Origin of the sequence: Streptomyces celluloflavus (genome assembly GCA_000720995.1) — a bacterium.
Taxonomy (GTDB): Bacteria; Actinomycetota; Actinomycetes; order Streptomycetales; family Streptomycetaceae; genus Streptomyces; species Streptomyces celluloflavus.
This window is the reverse complement of the sequence record JOEL01000052.1, coordinates 1-14,622: the sequence shown is the minus strand read 5'-3', so window position 1 is coordinate 14,622 and position 14,622 is coordinate 1. Positions and strand designations below refer to the sequence as shown.

The window sequence follows — 14,622 nt, the reverse complement described above, 5'->3', positions numbered from 1 at the left end:
GGGAGGCGGTGCGCGGTACGCCGGGGCCGGCTAGCGGACCCACCCCGTGAAGCCCTGCCGGCCCCCGTGGCGGCTGCGGCCCGTGGGGCGGTCGCGCCCGTCCGGTTCCAGAGCGGTGGCGACGGCCCGGACCAGCCAGGCGTTGACCGACAGCCCTTCCTGCCCCGCGGCGTCCTCGACCCGGGTCTTGAGGTGGGCGGGAAGGCGGAAGTTGATCCGCGCCGTACCGCCCTCGTCGCCCTCCGCGGGGGCGGGCGGCGCGGACGCCCGTACGCCGCTCGGCGCGCTCTCGCGCTCCCCGGCCGGCTGGTACGGCTCCGAAGCCGGTGGCGGGGTCACCGCGAACTCGGGGTCGAGGCCGCGCAGCCGTACGTCGACCGAGCCCGGCGCCAGGTCGCGGGTGACTTCGCCCATCGCGGCGGAGAGGACGTTCAGCAGGGTGAGCCGGGCGGCCGACTCCAGGGGGGCGGTGAGCCGTTCGGCCAGTGCGCGGGCTTCGTCGCCGCCGGCGTCCGCGGCGACCGCGAGTTCGTGCCGGAGGTTGTCGACGTACGGGGTGAGGTCCATGACGTCATCATGGCACCATCGTGGTGCCATCGCAAGCCTATGTGGCGCCATGCATGCGCCATGTGGCGTATCCGGCCGTCTACCGCTCCCCGTACCGCCCGTCCGGCGCCGCGCGGAACGCCTCCGCGCGGACCCCGCCGTACGGCCCCCGGGCGCGGCCGGTGGCCAGCACCACCACCGAGGTCGTCGCCGCCAGGGCGTACGCCGTCAGCGCCATGGACAGTGCGCCCGTCACTGTGTCGAAGGCGTGGTTGAAGAAGCCCGACACCGTCAGCCACACCACCCCCCGGACGGTCAGATACAGCTGCACCGCCGCGCACACCAGCAGCGCGCCCCGCACATCGCGTCGGCCGCGGAACGCCAGCACCCCGAGCAGCAGCAGCGCGATCACCGTTCCCACGGTCGTGAACCCGGCGGTGGCGGCCAGCCGGAGATCGCCGGGCGCGGCGGCGTCGACCACCCCGCGCAGATAGCGCGCCGTATCCAGCCTCCCGGACGTCAGATCCCAGACGGTCCAGGCGAGCCGCGCCACCCCCAGGACCAGGAAGAGCACCCCGCAGATCCGGGACGGGCGGCGCCACCAGCCGCCGGGGGCGAGACCGCTGCGGGCGTCCGGTCCGGGCCGGGCGCCGGCGCCGGTCCGGGCGCGCGGGTCGCGGCGCTCGGTGGCCGGGAGCAGCGCGGCCGGTACCACCAGTGCCGTCACCAGGCCGAGCCCATGGGTGGCGAGCGCCCAGCCGCCCCGCGGGTCGGCGTCGTACTGGGCGCGGTAGGCGGCGTCCAGCAGGCCCACGCCCTCGCGCAGCGCGGCGGCCAGCAGTACGAACCCGCACAGCAGCGCGGCGGTCCGCGCCACCCGCCGCTGCGCCAGCAGCAGCACCGCCACGACCAGCAGCGCCGCGGCGAACGCCCACTCGCCGGGACCGACCACCTGCGTCGCCGAGAACGCGCCCGGGTTGAACAGGCTCTCGACGAAATCACCGGCGCCGGCGCCCCGTTGGACGGTGTCGTAGACCGTCCACGCCGCCAGCGCACCACCGCACACGGCCAGGCAGAGACCGGCCGCGAGATACCCGCCGCTGTGCTCCTGGGCGGCCCGGCCGGGGTCGGGGTCCGGCCGGACATCCACCGCTCCGCCGTCCTGCATCACCATGGCCGACCCCCCGCTCCGCCCGCGCCGGCTCCCGCACCGGCCGGTCCGGTACGGTACGGCAGCTTCACTGTGTCAAGGACGGCCCGCGGGCCGACGGAGGTTCCACCCCGTGTGTCGGCGGCGCGCCCGGTGCGCCGGGGGTTGTGCGCCGCGTGTCGCGGGGGCCGGCTCCCGTACGGCCGGGGCCCCGGCCCGTGTGTCGCCGGGCTCGGGCGCCGGGGCGGGCCGGCGGCCGGCGCGGCGGGCGGGCGACACGGGGCGGGTGTGCGGGGCGCCGCCACTGCCGGTGCGGTGACGGTGCGGCAAGATGGGCCCATGGGGAGCTTCGGGGGCGAAGGCCGGCTGATCGCGGGCCGCTATCGCCTGGGAGTACGGCTGGGCCGTGGCGGTATGGGCACGGTCTGGCGGGCCTCCGACCAGCTGCTGGATCGTCAAGTGGCGGTGAAGGAACTGCACTTGGACGACGACCCCGGCGAGCCCGCGCAGCAGGTGCAGCGCGAGCGCACGATGCGCGAGGCACGCACGGTCGCCCGGATCAAACATCCGAACGTGATCGTCGTACACGACGTCGTCGAACAGGACGGCCGGCCGTGGATCGTGATGGAGCTGGTGGAGGGCCCCTCGCTCGCCGACCGGCTCTCCGGCGGCGGTCCCGTCGCCCCGCGCGAGGCGGCCCGGATCGGGGTGGCGCTGCTGGGCGCGCTGCGGGCGGCGCACGCGCGCGGGGTGCTGCACCGCGATCTCAAGCCCGCCAACGTCCTGATGGAGGCGGGCACCGGCCGGGTCGTGCTCACCGACTTCGGCATCGCCAAGGTCCCCGGCGTCAGCACGCTCACCGAGACCGGCGGGTTCGTCGGCTCGCCCGAGTACACCGCGCCGGAGCGGATGGCGGGCCAGGGCGCCGGCCCCGAAGCGGACCTGTGGTCGCTCGGCGTGCTGCTCTGCACCGCCCTCAGCGGCGAATCGCCCTTCCGCCGCGATTCGTTGGGCGGCATCCTGCACGCCGTCATCCACGACACGATCGAACTCCCGGAGGCGGCCCGCCCGTTGCTCGCCGTCGTCGGCGGCCTGCTGGAGCGCGATCCGCTGCGCCGGCTCGGCGTCGGCGAGACCGAACGGCTGCTGCGCGGCTATCTCCATTCGGGCCGCGCCCCGGAACGCGAGGCGGCGGGGCACGGACCGGGCGGCGTCGGCGCACCGGCGGCCGCCCACCGCCCCGAGGCGGACCGCCCCGCCACCCACGCCCCGCTCCACGACGGGCCCGGCGACGGGCCGCCGAGCGGACATCCGGCCGGCGAGGACCCGGCCGACGGCCGGTTCCCGGCGGCGGGCGGCGCGCCTGGACCCGGGCCGGCCGGCCGCACTCCGGACGGGCGCGCCCACGGCCGTCCGTCCTTCGGCCGCGGCGGCCGCACCGCGGGCCGGGCGGGCGGCCGGACCCCCGGCGTCCCGATCCCGGACGCGCTGGACGACCGCGCGCTGGCCGCCGCCGCCCGCCCGCACACCGGCCGGATCCGCACCGTCCTGCTCATCGTGCTGGCGGTGCTCGTGCTCGGGGGCGCCGGGGCGGGTATCGCGGTACTGATCATGAACCGGAGCGGCGCGGACGGCGGGGACACCGGGGACGTAACGGACGGCAGGGGCGCCGGGACCGGCCGGTACCGGCCGGCGCCGGACCCGCATCCCACCCAGGACATCCGGCCCCGGCGCGCCGCCCCGGGCGCTCGGCACCCGGAGGGCGCACCCGGCACCGCCGTCACTGCCGTCCCCTCCGCCCCGGGCGACACCGCCGACGCCCCCGCCGGCTACGGCATCGTCCGCGACCCGGCCGGCTTCGCGCTCGCCGTACCGCACGGGTTCACCCGCTCCTACGAGAAGCCGCGGGTCTACTACTACTCCGCGGGCCGGCGCTTCCGGCTCGGCATCCACCTCCAGCGGCCGGCGCCGGACGGGCCGCTCGGCGCGATGCGCGCGGCGCACGCACAGGGCCCCGGCAGCTACCCCGGCTACCACGCCGGCCGGGTCACCGGGACCACCCACCACGGACATCCGGCCGCCCTCTGGGAGTTCTCCTGGGACGGCGGCCCCGAGGACGGCGGCCCGCGCCACACCTACGACCTCAGCTGGGACCAGGACGGCCGGATGATCGACGTATGGGTCTCCGCCCCCGTCGGCCAACTCGCCGAGTCCAGGCGCCACTTCGCCACCGCGCTCGGCACCTTCCGGGCGGCGGACCCGGACGCGTACGAGGAGCCGGACGAGGACGCGTACGAGGGCACGGACCGCTGAGCGCGGAGCCCGCGCGCCACGCCATCCGTGCTGACCAGGCCCCTTACGGCCAGCGGCCACTGGCGCGATTCCGCGGCCCGCGCGAAAACTCGTTACTCCCTGGTACACAAAGCGCGCGGGGAGGAATACCCTCGCCGACATGACGGACTCGCAGGACACCGGAACAGCCGCCGCCCCCGCCGACGAGGCCCCGGCGCCCGCCCCCGCGCCCGCCGACGGCAACCCGGTCGCGCCCACCGCGGCGGGCACCCGCACCGCCGCGGACGTGGTCACCCCCGAGGTGGCCGCCCGGCTCACCCGCGGCGTGGTCGGCAGCGGCCGCACCGCCAACCACACCCCGTTCACCGGGGAGAAGCTCGCCGACCTGCCGGAGTCCACCCCCGCGGATGTCGCCACCGCCTTCGAACGGGCCCGTGCCGCCCAGCGGCGCTGGGCCCGGGTGCCGGTCAAGCGGCGCGCCGCCGTCCTGCTCCGCTTCCACGACCTGGTGCTGCGCCGCCAGGCCGAGGTGCTCGACCTGATCCAGCTGGAGACCGGCAAGGCGCGGCTGCACGCCCACGAAGAGGTGCAGGCGGTCGCCGTCGCCGCCCGCCACTACGGCCGCAAGGCACCCGCGTACCTCAGGCCCAGGAGCCACACCGGTGTCGTCCCGACCCTGACCAAGGTCACCGAACTGCGCCAGCCGCGCGGCGTCGTCGGCCAGATCGCCCCCTGGAACTACCCCTTCGAACTCTCCGTCGGCGACGCGCTGCCGGCCTTCGCCGCGGGCAACGCCGTCGTCATGAAGCCCGACACGGAGACCGCGCTGACCGCGCTCTGGGCCCGTGAGCAGCTCATCGAGGCCGGGCTGCCGGAGGACGTCTGGCAGGTCGTGATCGGCGAGGGCCCGGTCATCGGCCCGGCCGTCGTCGGGCACGCCGACTATGTCTCCTTCACCGGCTCGACCCGTACGGGCCGCGAGGTCGCCCAGGGCGCCGCCGCCCGGCTGGTCGGCGTCTCCCTCGAACTCGGCGGCAAGAACGCCATGCTGGTGCTGCACGACGCCGACGTGGAGAAGGCCGCGGCCGGCGCGGTGCGCGGCTGCTTCTCCTCCGCGGGCCAGCTGTGCATCTCCATCGAGCGGCTGTACGTCCACGAGTCCATCGCCGACGACTTCGTCCGGCGCTTCGCCGCCCGCACCAGGGCGATGCGGCTGGGCACCGCCCTCGCCTACGGCGCCGAGATGGGCTCCCTGGCCGGCGAACGCCAGCTGGCGACCGTCACCCGCCATGTCGAGGAGGCCGTCGCCCAGGGCGCCGAGCTGGTCACCGGCGGCCGCCCCCGCCCCGACATCGGCCCGCTGTTCTACGAGCCGACGATCCTCGACGGCGTACGGGCACCGATGGCCGTCTGCGAGGAGGAGACCTTCGGCCCGGTCGTCTCCGTCTACCGCTTCGGCGACGAGGACGAGGCGGTCGCGCTCGCCAACGCCACCCCGTACGGCCTGAACTCCAGCGTCTGGACCAAGGACGGCCGCCGCGGCCACGCGGTCGCCGCCCGGCTGCGCACCGGCACCGTCAACGTCAACGAGTCCTACGCCGCGGGCTACGGCAGCGTCCAGTCGCCGATGGGCGGCATGGGCGACTCGGGGCTGGGCCGCCGGCACGGCTCCGAGGGCATCCTCAAGTACACGGAGGCGCAGACCGTCGCCCAGCAGCGGGTGCTGCCGCTCGGGCCGTCGCTCGGGATGACGGACGAGCAGTACGCCCGGTTCATGTCCCGCGGCCTGCGCGCGATGAAGGCACTGCGGCTGCGCTGAGGGAGCCACGGGACCCGCCCACCAGAAACCCAGGAGAGCCAGTGCCCCAGGACCACTCTGCCCGGACCCGGGCGGCGGACCCGGACGAAACCGGCGCCGACGGGTACGCCGGATACGACTACGACGTCCTCGTCATCGGCTCCGGCTTCGGCGGCTCCGTCTCCGCGCTGCGGCTGACCGAGAAGGGCTACCGCGTCGGCGTCCTCGAAGCCGGCCGGCGGTTCACCCGGCAGACGCTCCCCAAGAACTCCTGGGACATCCGCAACTACCTCTGGGCCCCCGCACTCGGCTGCTACGGCATCCAGCGCGTCCATCTGCTCGGCAATGTGATGGTGCTCGCGGGCGCCGGTGTCGGCGGCGGTTCGCTCAACTACGCCAACACCCTCTACGTCCCCCCACGGCAGTTCTTCGAGGACCGCCAGTGGGGCCACATCACCGACTGGCACGCCGAGTTGGCGCCCTACTACGACCAGGCCCGGCGGATGCTCGGGGTCCGCCTCAACCCGACGATGACGCCCTCCGACGTCCACCTCAAGGCCGCGGCCGACAAGATGGGCGTCGGCGACTCCTTCCACCTCGCCCCGGTCGGCGTCTTCTTCGGCGACGGCCTGGACGCCGTCGGCGGGGAAAGGACCGGCACCGCGAAGGCCGCGCCGGGCACCGAGGTCCCCGACCCCTACTTCGGCGGGCAGGGCCCCGCCCGCTCCGCGTGCACGGAGTGCGGCGAGTGCATGACCGGCTGCCGGCACGGCGCCAAGAACACCCTCAACGAGAACTACCTGTACCTCGCCCAGCAGGCCGGCGCGGTCGTCCACCCGATGACCTCCGCCGTCACCGTCACCGAGGACTCCCGGGGCGGCTTCGCCGTCGCCACCCTCCCCACCGGCCGCCGGCGCAGGGGCCGCGGCCGTACCTTCACCGCCCGCCGGGTCGTCATCGCGGCCGGTACGTACGGCACCCAGACCCTGCTGCACACGATGCGGGACAGCGGTCTGCTGCCCGGCATCTCCGCCAGGCTGGGCGAGCTGACCCGGACGAACTCCGAGGCGCTGGTGGGCGCGCAGACCGACAACCGCCGCTACCGCACGGCACACGGCACCCGGCCCGACTTCACCCGCGGCGTCGCGATCACCTCGTCCATCCACCCCGACGCCGACACCCATATCGAACCGGTCCGCTACGGCAGGGGATCGAACGCGATGGGCGCCCTGTCCATCCTCCAGGTGCCGGCCGGCACCCGGGCCCCGCGCGCCGCCGCCTGGCTCGCCAACTGCGCCCGCCACCCCGCGCTGCTGCTCCGCTCGCTCTCCAACCGCCGCTGGTCCGAGCGCACCATCATCGGCCTGGTGATGCAGTCACTGGACAACTCCCTGACCACGTACCGCAAACCCGGCGGCATCGGGAAGGGCCTGCTCACCGCCCGCCAGGGCCACGGCGCGCCCAACCCGAAGCAGATCCCCGAGGCCACCGCGGCGGCCACCCTCATCGCCCGGGAGATCAACGGCTTCGCGGGCAGCAACATCGGCGAGCTGATGGGTACGCCGCTGACCGCGCACTTCCTGGGCGGCTGCCCGATCGGCGAGGACGCGGACCACGGCGTCATCGACCCCTACCACCGCCTCCACGGCCACCCGGGCATCTCCGTCGTCGACGGTTCCGCGGTCTCCGCCAACCTCGGCGTCAACCCGTCCCTGACGATCACCGCCCAGGCCGAACGCGCGATGTCGTTCTGGCCCAACAAGGGCGAACGGGATCCCCGCCCCGCCCCGGGCCGGCCGTACCGGCGGCTCGCGCCGGTCGCGCCGGTCCGCCCCGCCGTCCCCGAGAAGGCGTTCGGCGCCCTGAACCTGCCGTTCCTGGCCGTACCGCCGGTGCCGCCGAAACGGACGGCGGACGGGGAAGGAAAAGCCGCGGACGGCGAGGTGTCCTGAGGGCGGGCGAGCCGTCGCGCGATACGGGCCGTGGGTCGCGTCCGGGACAGAGCGAAGGGCCCCGGAACGCCGTCCGCGAGGGGGGTTCGCGGCCGGCCACGGGGCCCTTGGCTTTCGGCGCCGGCGTCAGGGCGTCGCCGGTACCGACGGGCGGCGCCGGGGGGTGGCACCGCTGGCTCTGGGGTGGTGCTGGAGGTGGTGCCGTACGGTGCGCACCGGGCGCCGACCCGTACCGTACGCACGGCAGGTGGTTCGTCAGGCATCGCCCTGGACGCGCCTCACCGGGCGCAACCGTTCCGACCGGATGCGGTCGGCCCCGGGCGTCCCCAGGACCGACCACCCCACTCGGATGTGACCGGGCTGCTGTCCCCTGCTGACCGGCCACCGCACCGGAACGAGGTCCCACGACACGGACCACGGCAAGCGGTCGGCGTCTCATCGCTCCGGCTTTCCGCCCGAGGGGCGGCGTCTACGCGTAGTCCCACTGGCCGCGCCTGGCTGACGTGGCACCGGGAACAACGAAGCCTCTCGGCGGCCGGTCACGCGCCGTACGGGTGAGAGCGGACCCGAACTCAGATGCGGCGGCCGTGCCGTGCGCCGGACCCCGTGCCGGCCCGCGCCGACCGCTCAGATCCGGCCCCGGGAGAGCTCCAGCAGGGTCATCGCCAGTGCGGTGCCCGGCTTGCCCAGCCGGTCGCGGTAGTGGGCCAGGACCTCCATCTCGCGGGAGAGGTTCACCCGGCGCCCGCCGGAGGCGATGCGCTCGCGCTGGATGACGGCCGAGACGCCCATCCGTTCCTGTACGAGGGCGATGATCCGGCCGTCGAGATCGTCGATCCGGCCGCGGGCATCGGTGATCACGCCGGCGGCCTCCGGGGTCCGCGCCCCGGTGTCGGGGGCGGGGCCCGCGCCGGCCGCCGCCGTCGTGCCGGTGACCGCTGCCGTGGTGTCGGTGCTCATATCCGTGTCTCCTGGGGTGATGGCCCCGGAGCCGAGAATTGGCCCGGCACACGCAGACGCCCCGGGCCTTGTCGGCCCGGGGCGCCTGGGAAGTTGCCTGTCAGTTGATCAAGCAGAACGACCATGGCAGCCGGACGGGCCGGTGCCATAGGTAAAGACGAAGGTCATCTGCTGGGACATGAGGCTCAGTATGAGCCCGTTAGAATTGAAAGTCCAACCCCTTGTCACACCGCCGGAAGGCCGCCGAAGTGCCATCAGGACCCCCTGCCGCCGCCCCGGACGTCGTCCTCGTAGTCGACTTCGGCGCGCAGTACGCCCAGCTCATCGCCCGCCGCGTCCGCGAGGCACGGGTTTACAGCGAGATCGTGCCGTCCACCATGCCGGTGGCCGACATGCTCGCCAAGAACCCGAAGGCGATCATTCTCTCCGGCGGCCCCTCGTCGGTCTACGCCGACGGCGCCCCCAGCGTCGACCGTGCGCTGTTCGAGGCCGGTGTCCCGGTCTTCGGCATGTGCTACGGCTTCCAGCTCATGGCGACCACCCTCGGTGGCGTCGTCGACGACAACGGGGCCCGCGAGTACGGCCGCACCCCGCTGACCGTCTCCCGCCCGTCCTCCACGCTCTTCGAGGGCACCCCGGCCGAGCAGTCGGTGTGGATGTCGCACGGCGACGCCTGCTCCGCCGCCCCCGAGGGCTTCACGGTCACCGCCTCCACCGACGTGGTGCCGGTCGCCGCCTTCGAGAACGACGCGAAGAAGCTCTACGGCGTCCAGTACCACCCCGAGGTGCTGCACTCCACCCACGGCCAGCAGGTCCTGGAGCACTTCCTCTACCGCGGCGCGGGCATCGAGCCGGACTGGACCACCCACAACGTGGTCGAGGAGCAGGTCGCCGCGATCCGCAAGCAGGTCGGCAGCAAGCGGGCCATCTGCGCGCTGTCCGGCGGTGTGGACTCCTCGGTGGCCGCCGCGATCGTCCAGAAGGCCATCGGTGACCAGCTGACCTGCGTCTATGTCGACCACGGGCTTCAGCGCAAGGGCGAGTCCGAGCAGGTCGAGAAGGACTTCGTGGCCGCCACCGGCGTCCAGCTGAAGGTCGTCGACGCCGAGGAGCGCTTCCTGACCGCCCTCGCCGGGGTGTCCGACCCGGAGGAGAAGCGGAAGATCATCGGGCGCGAGTTCATCCGCGTCTTCGAGCAGGCGCAGGCCGAGCTCGTCGCCGAGGCCGGCGCCAGCGGCGAATCGGTGGCGTTCCTCGTCCAGGGCACCCTCTACCCGGACATCGTCGAGTCCGGCGGCGGCACCGGCACCGCCAACATCAAGTCGCACCACAACGTGGGCGGCCTGCCGGACGACATCGAGTTCGAGCTCGTCGAGCCGCTGCGGCAGCTCTTCAAGGACGAGGTCCGGATGGTCGGCACCGAGCTGGGCCTGCCGGACGCCATCGTCCAGCGGCAGCCGTTCCCCGGCCCCGGTCTGGGCATCCGGATCGTCGGCGAGGTCACCAAGGAGCGCCTGGACCTGCTCCGCGAGGCCGACGCCATCGCCCGCGAGGAGCTCACCGCCGCCGGACTCGACCGCGAGATCTGGCAGTGCCCGGTCGTGCTGCTCGCCGACGTCCGCTCGGTCGGCGTCCAGGGCGACGGCCGCACCTACGGCCACCCGATCGTGCTGCGTCCGGTCTCCTCCGAGGACGCGATGACCGCGGACTGGACGCGGATGCCGTACGACGTGCTGGCCCGTATCTCCACCCGCATCACCAACGAGGTCGCCGACGTCAACCGCGTCGTCCTCGACGTCACCAGCAAGCCGCCGGGCACCATCGAGTGGGAGTGACCTGACCGGTACCCCGCCCGTCCCGCCGACGCCGTCGCTCACCCGCTGAGCGGCGGCGTCGGCGTATACCGGTCCCGGTCAGGCGGGCGGCTGGGGCGCCGGGGGCCGGAACGCCGTCCGGTACCCCACCGGGCTCGTCCCCACCTGGCGCCGGAAGTGCAGCCGCAGGGTCACCGGCGACCGGAAGCCGGACGCCGCGGCCACCTGCTCGACCGGGAGGTCGGTGGACTCCAGCAGCGCGCGGGCGTGGTGGATCCGGGCGCGCAGGAACCACTGCACGGGCGTGGTGCCGGTCTGCGCGCGGAACCGCCGGTTGAGGCTGCGTACGCTCAGGTGCGCCTGGTGGGCGATCTCGTCCAGGGTGAGCGCGCGGTGCACATTGCGCTGCATCCACTCCAGGACCGGTTGCAGGTTCACGCCCGCGTCCCCGCCCTCCGGCATCGCCTGCGCGATGAACTGGGCCTGGCCGCCGCCGCGTTGCAGCGGCATGACCACCAGGCGCGCGGTCTCGGCGGCGACCCGCGCGCCGTGGTCCGCGCGGACGAGGTGCAGGCACATGTCCAACCCCGCGGCGGCGCCCGCCGCGGTGAGCAGCCGGCCGTTGTCCACGAACAGCACCGAGGGGTCCACCTCGATCCGCGGGTACCGCTCGGCCAGCCGGCCGGCCAGGGCCCAGTGGGTCGTCGCGCGCAGTCCGTCCAGCAGCCCCGCCGCGGCCAGCACGAAGGCCCCGGTGCAGATCGAGACCACCCGCGCCCCGCGCCCGGCGGCCGCGCGCAGCAGGGCGAGCAGTTCGGCGGGCGGCTCGGCGGCGGAGTCCCCGATCCCCGGGACGACGATCGTGTCAGCGTCGGCGGCGTCGGCCATGCCGTACGGCGCCCGCAGTTGGTAGCAGGGGACACCGGCCGCGAAGGAGGTGGCGTCGCCCGCCGCACAGACCCTGACCTCGTAGGCCGCCGAACCATCGGGCAGCCGGGCGCTGGCGAACACCTGGCAGGCCGCGGAGAGGTCGAATCCGGACACCCCGTCGGGGGCGAGGACGGCGACGGTGTGCATGGCCAGAACCTATCGCACGGCGGCATGCGTGCCACTTTCGGCGGACCGCCGCCGGGCGCGAGGCTGATCCGGCAAGGACAGAGGGGCGCGGGGGACGAGGAGGAACAGTGCGTCGCAGGGACATTCTGAGGTCGGCACCGGCGGTGGCGGTGGCGGGAGCGTTCGGGACCGCGGGCAGCGCCGCCGCGGCCGCCCGGCCGGCACCCGGGGCCGGTGCCACGGGCGGGGCGGGCGGGCCCCGGCGCGGACCGCTGCGCGTACAGGTCCTGCTCTTCGACGGGGTGGAGGAGCAGGACTTCATCGGCCCGTACGAGGTCTTCTCGGGGGCGAAGCGGTTCGGCGGCGCCGTCGAGACGCGCTATGTCACCCTCGACGGGCCCCGGACGGTGACGGCCGTCTACGGCACCCGGATCGCCGTCGGCCACGGCTGGTCGCCGGGCGCGGCCGACATCCTCGTGGTGCCCGGGGGCGGCGGTGACGGGAAGGGTGGCCCGGGAGTGCTGCGGGAGATCCGCCGCGGCACCCTGCCCCGGGCCCTGGCGGCCGCCCGCCGACCCGGGCTGACCCTCGCCGGGGTGTGCACCGGCGCCCTGCTGCTGTCCGCGGCCGGCCTCACCCGGGGCCGCCCCTGCACCACCCACCACAAGGTCAAGGACACCCTGCGGGCCCAGGGCGCGCTGCTGCGCGACGCCCGCGTGGTGGACGACGGGGACCTCGTTACCTCCGGAGGGATCACCTCGGGGATCGACCTGGCCCTCTGGATGGTCCAGCGCGAACTCGGCGCCGACCTGGCGGTGGAGATGGAAGAGACCCTGGAACACGAGCGCCGCGGCTCGGTGTGGCGCCGGGAACCGGGCGCCCGGCTGGTGTCGTAGGCCGCGGCACCCGCCCGTACGGCCCGGTCGCGGAACCGGACCGTACGGGCCCGGCGGGGGACTGCGGTGGCGGTCGGCCGGGCCGGCATCCGGGGCCCGCCGGCATCCGGGCCTGCCGGAGTTCTGGCCTCCTCGCGCGGTGGGGGATAGCTTCCGCCCCGAGCGCGGTGAGTCAGCCGTGAGCCGGCCGGGGGCCGGCCGTGCGGCGGCCGCGACCCGTACGGCCGGGCCGTGCCGTACCGCCAGGAGGAGAGCCGAGATGCCCGAACCGACGCCCGTGCCCACCGAGCAGTTGCGGTTCGCGATGCCGCCGAGGCATGCGACCGTCGAGGGCGAGCGGCAGTACCGCAAGGAACGCCTGGCCGCGGCGCTGCGCCTGTTCGGCCGGCTGGGCTTCGAGGAGGGCGTCGCGGGCCATATCAGCGTTCGCGACCCGGAGTTCACCGACTGCTTCTGGGTCAACCCCTTCGGGATGGCCTTCCGGCACATCACGGTGCGCGAACTGATCCTGGTCAACCACGACGGAAAGGTCGTCGAGGGCCGCCACCACGTCAACCAGGCGGCGTTCGTGATCCATGCGCAGGTCCACCGGGCCCGCCCGGACGCCGTCGCCGCGGCCCACAGCCACTCCACCTACGGGCGGGCGCTCTCCTCCCTCGGGGAACTGCTGGACCCGATCACCCAGGACGCCTGCGCCTTCTACGAAGCGCATGTGCTCTACGACCGGTACACGGGCGTCGTCGTGGACGAGGAGGAGGGGCGCCGGATCGCGGCCGCGCTCGGGCCGCACAAGGCCGTGATCCTGCGCAACCACGGGCTGTTGACGGTCGGCGATTCGGTGGACGCGGCGGCCTGGTGGTTCATCGCGATGGAACGGTCCTGCCAGGTACAGCTGACCGCCAGGGCCGCGGGCAATCCGGTGCCGATCGGCCACCACGACGCCGTCCGTACCCGCGAGCAGCTCGGCAGCGACCTGGTGGCGTGGATCAACTACCAGCCCCTGTACCAGGACATCGCCCGGAGCGAGCCGGATCTCTTCGACTAGCGGGGCGGACCCGGCGTTCCGCCCCCGCCCCGTCCCGGCGAGGAGGACGGGCCGGGGGCCGGTGCACGCCGCCGGCCGACGGGACGGACCGGCCGGCGGCGTACGTTCCCCGCTGCTACGGGAACCGCAACGGCCTCGTGGACGGCGGAACGGCCTCAGAGATGCGGGAAGAGGCCGGTGAAGGATTCGGGGCCGGCGGAGAGTCCCCGGGTGAACGGGGCGTCGAAGTCCCACACCAGGAAGAGCAGCAGGGCGATCAGGGTGCTGAAGACCGCGGCCATCAGCAACTCCGTTCCGGAGCGGCGGATCTGGAGGGCGAAGATGAGGCCGATGGTGATCACGGCACCGGTGATCAGTCCGAACCAGACCACACCGGGCAGCGTCGAACCGGCGTTGTCGGCACGGTAGGTACGGGCCCCGTCGGCGACCGCGAGCTGATCCGTGAGGGGCTGGTAGGAGCGCGCCTCGAAGTCGTTGCGCGGGTGGTAGTCGGTGACATCGGCCCGCACCTGCGCGAGCAGATCCGTACCGCGCCGGGTGACCTCTTCCCGGTCGGCCATCGCCGGCCATTCCTTGTGCACCACGTACGAGACGTAGGCGTCGACGTCCGCGCGGAGGTGATCGCGTACCGCCGGTGGGTACGCGCGGGCCCGTGCGCTGATCTCGTGCAGGGACTGCGCCTCGGTCCGCACGGTGTCCTCCGCGGCGCCCCGGGCCTCCCAGACACCGGCGATGGCGAGGCCGAGGACGATCGCGTAGACCACTCCGACCATCATCGTCATGTACTCGATGGCATCGGGGGTGTCGGACGGATCGTCGTCGTCGCCGATCCGGCGCTGCTTGAGAACCATGATGAGCAGGACGACGCCGCAGACCGAGGCTATGGCGATGCCCAGTACCAGCCATTGCGACATGAGGACCTCCTACGGGGAACGGCGTCCGGCGGAGCCGGACGAGGAGCGCGAACGGGGGCGCAGGGCGGCGGCGGCCAGGACGGCCGGGGTGGTGATCAGCAGGGTCGTGGTCACCGTGGAGTGCCCGGCGTGCGGTTGACGGGGCACCGGCGCGTAGTGCTCCGGGAGCGGGTGAACGGGGGTGGGGGCGGGCTTCGGG

12 protein-coding genes are annotated in these 14,622 nt (G+C 74.3%); 6 read left to right on the top strand and 6 right to left on the bottom strand.

Going from position 1 to position 14,622, the window contains the following annotated elements; translation table 11 throughout:
- Positions 1-30: 30 nt before the first annotated feature.
- Both IH09_RS30585 and IH09_RS30580 read right to left on the bottom strand, forming a co-directional pair.
- Complete coding sequence (locus IH09_RS30585; RefSeq protein WP_052860775.1) at positions 31-567, bottom strand: hypothetical protein; 537 nt, start codon at positions 565-567, stop codon at positions 31-33.
- Positions 568-646: 79 nt separating this feature from the next.
- On the bottom strand, positions 647-1,720 hold the full coding sequence (locus tag IH09_RS30580) for a hypothetical protein (protein ID WP_052860774.1): 1,074 nt from the start codon (positions 1,718-1,720) through the stop codon (positions 647-649).
- Between the two features lie 315 nt (positions 1,721-2,035).
- On the opposite strand from IH09_RS30580, the gene IH09_RS30575 reads away from it, so the two are divergent.
- The 3 genes from IH09_RS30575 (at position 2,036) to IH09_RS30565 (ending at position 7,738) form a co-directional block, all read left to right on the top strand.
- Positions 2,036-4,009, top strand: coding sequence for a serine/threonine-protein kinase (locus IH09_RS30575; RefSeq protein ID WP_052860773.1), 1,974 nt, complete (start codon positions 2,036-2,038; stop codon positions 4,007-4,009).
- A gap of 139 nt (positions 4,010-4,148) precedes the next feature.
- Positions 4,149-5,807, top strand: coding sequence for a succinic semialdehyde dehydrogenase (locus tag IH09_RS30570; RefSeq protein WP_052860772.1), 1,659 nt, complete (start codon positions 4,149-4,151; stop codon positions 5,805-5,807).
- 41 nt (positions 5,808-5,848) lie between these two features.
- Complete coding sequence (locus tag IH09_RS30565; protein ID WP_052860771.1) at positions 5,849-7,738, top strand: GMC oxidoreductase; 1,890 nt, start codon at positions 5,849-5,851, stop codon at positions 7,736-7,738.
- A gap of 627 nt (positions 7,739-8,365) precedes the next feature.
- On the opposite strand, the gene IH09_RS30560 is transcribed toward IH09_RS30565, so the two are convergent.
- Complete coding sequence (locus IH09_RS30560) at positions 8,366-8,698, bottom strand: chorismate mutase (RefSeq protein ID WP_052860770.1); 333 nt, start codon at positions 8,696-8,698, stop codon at positions 8,366-8,368.
- 248 nt (positions 8,699-8,946) lie between these two features.
- Here IH09_RS30560 and guaA point away from each other — a divergent pair, with 248 nt between their 5' ends.
- Complete coding sequence (gene guaA, locus IH09_RS30555) at positions 8,947-10,533, top strand: glutamine-hydrolyzing GMP synthase (RefSeq protein WP_052860769.1); 1,587 nt, start codon at positions 8,947-8,949, stop codon at positions 10,531-10,533.
- A gap of 78 nt (positions 10,534-10,611) precedes the next feature.
- Here guaA and IH09_RS30550 read toward each other — a convergent pair whose 3' ends face one another.
- The gene (locus tag IH09_RS30550) at positions 10,612-11,589 is read right to left on the bottom strand and encodes a GlxA family transcriptional regulator (RefSeq protein ID WP_052860768.1); all 978 of its coding nucleotides are present in this window, start codon (positions 11,587-11,589) and stop codon (positions 10,612-10,614) included.
- A gap of 107 nt (positions 11,590-11,696) precedes the next feature.
- Here IH09_RS30550 and IH09_RS30545 point away from each other — a divergent pair, with 107 nt between their 5' ends.
- Complete coding sequence (locus tag IH09_RS30545; RefSeq protein WP_052860767.1) at positions 11,697-12,464, top strand: DJ-1/PfpI family protein; 768 nt, start codon at positions 11,697-11,699, stop codon at positions 12,462-12,464.
- A gap of 259 nt (positions 12,465-12,723) precedes the next feature.
- A complete protein-coding gene (locus IH09_RS30540; protein ID WP_052860766.1) occupies positions 12,724-13,509 on the top strand; it encodes a class II aldolase/adducin family protein in 786 nt (261 codons plus the stop codon).
- A gap of 155 nt (positions 13,510-13,664) precedes the next feature.
- On the opposite strand, the gene IH09_RS30535 is transcribed toward IH09_RS30540, so the two are convergent.
- Together IH09_RS30535 and IH09_RS30530 are read right to left on the bottom strand one after the other, a co-directional pair.
- Positions 13,665-14,423 carry a bestrophin-like domain gene (locus IH09_RS30535; RefSeq protein WP_052860765.1) on the bottom strand — a complete coding sequence of 253 codons (759 nt, stop codon included), beginning with the start codon at positions 14,421-14,423 and terminating at the stop codon, positions 13,665-13,667.
- Between the two features lie 9 nt (positions 14,424-14,432).
- On the bottom strand, positions 14,433-14,622 hold a 190-nt coding region (locus IH09_RS30530; protein WP_052860764.1), incomplete at its 5' end, for a hypothetical protein.

Coding starts and splice junctions, on each gene's coding strand:
- IH09_RS30585 (WP_052860775.1), bottom strand. CDS start 567: ATGGACCTCACCCCGTACGTCGACAACCTCCGGCACGAACTCGCGGTC.
- IH09_RS30580 (WP_052860774.1), bottom strand. CDS start 1,720: ATGGTGATGCAGGACGGCGGAGCGGTGGATGTCCGGCCGGACCCCGAC.
- IH09_RS30575 (WP_052860773.1), top strand. CDS start 2,036: ATGGGGAGCTTCGGGGGCGAAGGCCGGCTGATCGCGGGCCGCTATCGC.
- IH09_RS30570 (WP_052860772.1), top strand. CDS start 4,149: ATGACGGACTCGCAGGACACCGGAACAGCCGCCGCCCCCGCCGACGAG.
- IH09_RS30560 (WP_052860770.1), bottom strand. CDS start 8,698: ATGAGCACCGACACCACGGCAGCGGTCACCGGCACGACGGCGGCGGCC.
- IH09_RS30550 (WP_052860768.1), bottom strand. CDS start 11,589: ATGCACACCGTCGCCGTCCTCGCCCCCGACGGGGTGTCCGGATTCGAC.
- IH09_RS30540 (WP_052860766.1), top strand. CDS start 12,724: ATGCCCGAACCGACGCCCGTGCCCACCGAGCAGTTGCGGTTCGCGATG.
- IH09_RS30535 (WP_052860765.1), bottom strand. CDS start 14,423: ATGTCGCAATGGCTGGTACTGGGCATCGCCATAGCCTCGGTCTGCGGC.